The following is a 6,223-nucleotide window of genomic DNA, read 5'->3' on the forward strand; positions in this document are numbered from 1 at the left end:
GCCGGCGCAGCCGCTTTTTCGGGCAATGCGCAGGGCCAGGTAGCGCTATGTAGAGACATTGCCCTGCGTTAAACTTCAAGGCTGCGCCCGCCAGAGCCGCCCGGCAAGCCAATCAGCAACGAGACCAGACATGAGCAAGACGTACGATCCCAACAATATCTTCGCCCGCATCCTGCGTGGCGAACTGCCCTGCAACAAAGTCTATGAAGATGCCGATACGATCGCCTTCATGGACATCATGCCGCAGTCCGACGGCCACACGCTGGTGGTGACCAAGGAGCCCGCCGCCGAGATCTTCGACTTGTCCGAAGCCGCGGCGGGCGCCGCCATCCGCACCACCCAGCGCATCGCGCGCGCGGTGCGCGCCGCTTTCAACCCGGACGGCATCTCGATCGGCCAGTTCAACGGCGCCGCCGCCGGCCAGACGGTGCCGCACGTGCATTTCCATATCGTGCCGCGCTACGCCGACCGTGCCCTGCGCGGCCACGGCACCGACATGCAGGACCCGGAGATCCTCGAGCAGCACGCCGAGCGCATCATCGCCGCGCTGCGCGAAGCCTGAGCGCGCGCCTGCAGCCCGGATCGGACAAGCTGAATCAAGCAATCAGAATCAAGCAACCAGCAACAAGGAAGAGAAGATGGGAATCAGGACAGTTGGCATCGTAGGCGCCGGCACCATGGGCAACGGCATCGCGCAGGCATGCGCCGTGGTGGGCCTGAACGTGGTGATGGTGGACATCAGTGAAGCGGCGGTGCAGAAGGGCATCGCCACCGTCGCGGGCAGCCTGGACCGCCTGATCAAGAAGGACAAGATCAGCGAAGCCGACAAGGACGCTGCGCTGGCATGCATCAAGGGCTCGACCGCCTATGACGATCTCAAGGCCGCCGACATCGTGATCGAAGCCGCCACCGAGAACTTCGACCTCAAGGTCAAGATCCTCAAGCAGATCGACGCCATCGTCGGCGACGACGTGGTGGTGGCATCCAACACGTCCTCCATCTCGATCACCAAGCTGGCGGCAGTCGTCAGCCGCCCGGCCAACTTCATCGGCATGCACTTCTTCAACCCGGTGCCGATGATGGCCCTGGTCGAACTGATCCGCGGCCTGCAGACCAGCGACACCGCGCACGCACTGGTCGAGGCGCTGTCGAAGCAACTCGGCAAGTATCCCGTCACGGTCAAGAACAACCCGGGCTTCGTGGTCAACCGCATCCTCTGCCCGATGATCAACGAAGCCTTCTGCGTGCTGGGCGAAGGCCTGGCCGCGCCGGAAGAGATCGACGAAGCCATGAAGCTGGGCTGCAACCACCCGATCGGCCCGCTGGCGCTGGCCGACATGATCGGCCTGGATACCATGCTGGCGGTGATGGAAGTGCTGTACACGGAATTTGCCGATCCGAAGTACCGCCCGGCGATGCTGATGCGCGAGATGGTGGCCGCGGGCTACCTGGGCCGCAAGACCGGGCGCGGCGTGTACGTCTACAGCAAGTAAGACGGCAGGCAGGCGCCAGACGCCAGACGCCAAAAAGGAAAGGCCGGCGACGGGATGCCCGTCGCCGGCCTTTTTTTGTGCAGGGGGCTTGCGTCCCGCTTGACACGGTTGCTCTACCACGCGCGGGAGAGGCGTGCGCCGCGCCGTCCTCCCGGGCGATACAGCGGCCTGGAACCCGCCTACGAAGCCGGCGTCCCCGCCGCAGGCGCCGGTACCACCGACGCAGCCTTCCACCCGCCGCCAAGCGCCTTGTACAGGTTGACCTCGCTGCTCAGCTGGTTGAACCGGTTGCCGATCAGGATCTGCTGCGCATTGAACAACTGGCGCTGCGCGTCGAGCACGGTCAGGTAGTTGTCGACACCCGTGCGGTAGCGTTCCTCGGCAAGCTTGTAGTAGTCCTGCGTCGCATCCACCAGGCGCAGCTGCGCCGCGAGCTGGTCGCCGAAGGTGCCGCGCGCGGCCAGCCCGTCGGCGACTTCGCGGAACGCCGTCTGGATGGTGCGCTCGTACAGCGCGACGTTGATGTCCTTCTGGATGCGCGCGTAGTCGAGGCTGGCCTGCAGGCTGCCGGCCGTGAACAGCGGCAGGTTGATGTGCGGCTGGAACAGCCACGTGCCGGAGCCCGCATCGAACAGGCCGGAGAGCTGGTTGCTGGCAGTGCCGGCCGACGCGGTCAGGCTGATGCTGGGGAAGAATGCCGCCCGTGCCGCGCCGATGTTCGCGTTGGCCGACAGCAGCTGGTGCTCGGCCGCGAGGATGTCGGGCCGGTTCTGCAGCAGATCCGAAGGCAGGCCGGCGGGAACGTCGGCGATCAGTTTCTGGTCCAGGGCCAGGCCCGCGGGCAGGTCGGCCGGCATGCTGCTGGTGCCGAGCAGCTGCAACAGCGCGTTCTCGTCCTGCGCCACCTGCCGCGTGTAGCGCGCCAGGCTGGCGCGCGCGGTCTCGACGCTGGTCTGCGACTGGCGCAGGTCCAGGCGCGAGGCAATGCCCTCGTCGTAGCTGCGCCTGGTCAGGCGGTAGGTGCGCTCGTAGGTGCCGAGCGTGTCGCGCGTGAGCTGCAGCAGCGCCTCGTCCGCGCGCAGTGCCAGGTAGGCATCGGCCACGCTCGCCACCAGGGCGATATGGGTGCTCCGCATGGCCTCCTGGCTGCTGAAGTAGCGCTCGAGCGTGGCGGTGCTCAGGCTGCGCACGCGGCCAAACAGGTCCAGCTCCCACGCGGTGGTGCCGAGCGACAAGCCGTAGCTGCTGCTGATGAGGCGCCGGCCCGTGGTCGACAGGTCGGCGGGCACGCGCTGGCGCAAGCCGGACGCGCTGGCATCCACCTCGGGGAACAGGTCCGCGCGCTGGATGCGGTACTGCGCGCGGTAGGCTTCCACGTTGAGCGCGGCCACGCGCAGGTCGCGATTGTTGTCCAGCGCGGCTTCGATGAGCCGGCGCAGGCGCGGATCGGCAAAGTAATCGCGCCAGCCGAGGTCGGCCGCCGCGGGTGCCGCCGCATCGGCCGGCGGGTAGGCCGGGCCTTGCGGATAGGCCGCGTCGACGGGCGCGGCCGGGCGATCGTAGTGCGGGATCAGGCTGCAACCGGACAGCGCCGCGAGCGCCGCCGCGGCGGCCAGGCAAATCACGTGTTTCTTCATTGGAGCGCTTCCTTGTTGAGCGTGCCGGCGTCGTCGCGCTTCTTGCCCTTGAACAGCGAGCCTACCGCGACGAAGAACAAGGGCACCCAGAAGATGGCCAGGATGGTCGCGGTGATCATGCCGCCGATCACGCCCGTGCCGATGGCGTGCTGGCTGCCGGCGCCGGCGCCGCTGGAGATGGCCAGCGGTGCCACGCCGAGCATGAACGCAAGCGAGGTCATCACGATCGGGCGCAGGCGCATGCGGCAGGCCTCGATCGCCGCTTCGACCATGCCCTTGCCCTGCTCGTGCAGCTCCTTGGCGAACTCCACGATCAGGATCGCATTCTTGGCCGACAGGCCCACCGTGGTCAGCAGCCCCACCTGGAAGAACACGTCGTTGGACAGGCCGCGCAGCAGCGTGGCGAGCAGCGCACCGATCACGCCCAGCGGCACCACCAGCATCACCGAGAACGGGATCGACCAGCTCTCGTAGAGCGCGGCCAGGCACAGGAACACCACGAGCAGCGACAGCGCATACAGCGCGGGCGCCTGCGAGCCCGACAGCCGTTCCTCATACGACAAGCCGGTCCACGCGTAGCCGATGCCCGGGGGCATCTGCTTCATGATCTCCTCCACCGCGGCCATCGCCTCGCCCGAGCTGCGGCCGGCGGCCGGCTCGCCCAGCACTTCCACCGCCGGCACGCCGTTGTAGCGCTGCAGCTTGGGTGAGCCGAAGCCCCACTTGCCGGTGGCGAACGCCGAGAACGGGACCATGGCGCCCTTGTCATTGCGCACGAACCACTTGTCGACGTCGTCCGGGTTCATGCGCGAATTGGGCTCGCCCTGCAGGTAGACCCGCTTGACGCGACCGCGGTCGACGAAGTCGTTGACGTAGCTCGAGCCCCAGGCGATCGACACGGTGCTGTTGACGTCCGTCAGCGACACGCCGAGCGCGCGCGCCTTTTCGTCGTCGATATCGAGCATGTACTGCGGCTGGTCGTTCAGGCCGTTCGGGCGCACGCGCTGGAGCACCGGGTTCTTCGACGCCAGCTGCAGGAACTTGTCGCGTGCATTCATCAGCGCCTGGTGGCCCAGGCCGGCCTGGTCCTGCAGGTACAGGTCGAAGCCGGTGGCGTTGCCGAGCTCCTGCACGGCGGGCGGCGCGAACGCGAACGACAGCGAATCGCGGAACGACATGAACTTGCGCTGCGCGCGCTTGGTGAGGTCGAACACGCTGGTATCGTCTCCGCCGCGCTCCTCCCAGGGCTTGAGCAGGACAAACGCGAGGCCCGAGTTCTGGCCGCGGCCGGCGAAGTTGAAGCCGTTGACCGTGAACAGCGAGTCCACCACCTTGCCCTCGTCCTTCAGCAGGTAGTTGCGCATCTGGTCGAGCACCTTCTGCGTGCGCTCGGCGGTCGCGCCCGGCGGCGTCTGCACCTGGGCGTACAGCACGCCCTGGTCTTCTTCCGGCAGGAACGAGGTCGGGATGCGCGTGAACAGGAAGGCCATCCCCGCCACGATCGCGACATAGAGCAGCAGGAACGGCACGCGCCGGCGCAAGATCCCCTTCACGCTGCGCTCGTAGCCCTGCGTGGTCGAGATGAACTTGCGGTTGAACCAGCCGAAGAAACCTGTCTTGTGCTCGCCGTGGTCGCCCTTGTCGATTGGCTTGAGCATGGTCGCGCACAGCGCCGGCGTCAGGATCAGCGCCACCAGGACCGACAGCACCATCGACGAGACGATGGTGATCGAGAACTGCCGGTAGATCACGCCGGTCGAGCCACCGAAGAATGCCATCGGCAGGAACACCGCCGACAGCACCATCGCGATGCCGACCAGCGCGCCCTGGATCTGCCCCATCGACTTGCGCGCGGCCTCCCTGGGCGAGAGCCCTTCCTCGGCCATCACCCGCTCGACGTTCTCCACCACCACGATCGCGTCGTCCACCAGCAGGCCGATCGCCAGCACCATGCCGAACATGGTCAGTGTGTTGATCGAGTAGCCGAACGCGGACAGCACGCCGAAGGTGCCGAGCAGCACCACCGGCACGGCGATGGTGGGGATCAGCGTGGCGCGCACGTTCTGCAGGAACAGGTACATCACCAGGAACACCAGCACGATGGCTTCCAGCAGCGTCTTCACCACCTCGTGGATGGAGCCCGCGATCACCGGCGAGGTGTCGTACGGGAACACCACTTTCATGCCCGACGGGAAGAACGGCTGCAACTGGTTCAGCGTGGCGCGGATTGCCTTGACCGTCTCCAGCGCGTTCGCGCCGCTGGCCAGGCGCACGGCGATGCCGGATGCCGGCTGGCCGTTGTACTGCGCGTTGATGTTGTAGTCCTGCCCGCCCAGCTCCACCTTCGCGACGTCCTTGAGCCGCACCTGCGAGCCATCCGGGTTGACCTTGAGCAGGATGTTGCCGAACTGCTCGCTGGTCTGCAGGCGGGTCTTGCCGATCACGCTGGCGTTGAGCTGCTGGCCGCTGACCGCCGGCAGCCCGCCCAGCTGGCCGGAGGCCACCTGCACGTTCTGCGCCTTGATGGCGTTGCTGACGTCGAGCGGGGCGAGCTGGTAGCTGTTGAGCTTGGCCGGATCGATCCACACCCGCATGGCGTATTGCGAGCCGAAGACCTGGAAGTCGCCCACGCCGTAGGTGCGCGACAGCGGATCCTGGATGTTCGAGACGATGTAGTTCGACAGGTCTTCGCGCGTCACCTTCGGATCGCTGGAGACCAGGCCCACGATGACCAGGAAGTTACGCACCGACTTGGTGACGCGGATGCCTTGTTGCTGCACTTCCTGTGGCAGGAGCGGCGTCGCCAGCTGCAGCTTGTTCTGGACCTGCACCTGCGCGATGTCGGGGTTGGTGCCCTGCTCGAACGTCACGGTGATGGTCATGCTGCCGTCGGAGTTGCTCTCCGACGAGATGTAGCGCAGGCGGTCCAGGCCATTGAGCTGTTGCTCGATGACCTGCACGACCGTGTCCTGCACCGTCTCGGCGGAAGCGCCGGGGTAGTTGACCGAGATGGCGATGGTCGGCGGCGCGATCGCCGGGTACTGGCTGATCGGCAGCGCCCGGATCGAGAGCACGCCGGCCAGCATGATGACC

At 66.7% G+C, this 6,223-nt stretch carries 4 protein-coding genes; 2 read left to right on the plus strand and 2 right to left on the minus strand.

Going from position 1 to position 6,223, the window contains the following annotated elements; all coding sequences use genetic code 11:
• The first annotated feature begins 130 nt into the window (after positions 1 to 130).
• Together AC1DO7_RS18350 and AC1DO7_RS18355 are read left to right on the plus strand one after the other, a co-directional pair.
• Positions 131 to 562, plus strand: coding sequence for an HIT family protein (locus AC1DO7_RS18350; protein WP_441617626.1), 432 nt, complete (start codon positions 131 to 133; stop codon positions 560 to 562).
• Between the two features lie 76 nt (positions 563 to 638).
• Positions 639 to 1,493: a 3-hydroxybutyryl-CoA dehydrogenase gene (locus AC1DO7_RS18355; RefSeq protein ID WP_441617628.1), complete on the plus strand. Its 855-nt coding sequence runs from the start codon at positions 639 to 641 to the stop codon at positions 1,491 to 1,493.
• A 179-nt stretch (positions 1,494 to 1,672) separates the two neighbouring features.
• Here the strand turns inward: AC1DO7_RS18355 and adeC are convergent, their stop codons facing one another.
• Positions 1,673 to 3,130, minus strand: coding sequence for an AdeC/AdeK/OprM family multidrug efflux complex outer membrane factor (gene adeC / locus AC1DO7_RS18360; protein ID WP_441650154.1), 1,458 nt, complete (start codon positions 3,128 to 3,130; stop codon positions 1,673 to 1,675).
• Positions 3,127 to 6,223, minus strand: a 3,097-nt coding sequence (locus AC1DO7_RS18365) for an efflux RND transporter permease subunit (protein WP_477116414.1), incomplete at its 5' end; no start/stop codon positions are given. The genes AC1DO7_RS18365 and adeC, both read right to left, overlap by 4 nt.

The sequence above is a fragment of the Cupriavidus sp. 05N40 genome, from assembly GCF_056397305.1.

Coding starts and splice junctions, on each gene's coding strand:
- AC1DO7_RS18350 (WP_441617626.1), top strand. CDS start 131: ATGAGCAAGACGTACGATCCCAACAATATCTTCGCCCGCATCCTGCGT.
- AC1DO7_RS18355 (WP_441617628.1), top strand. CDS start 639: ATGGGAATCAGGACAGTTGGCATCGTAGGCGCCGGCACCATGGGCAAC.
- adeC (WP_441650154.1), bottom strand. CDS start 3,130: ATGAAGAAACACGTGATTTGCCTGGCCGCCGCGGCGGCGCTCGCGGCG.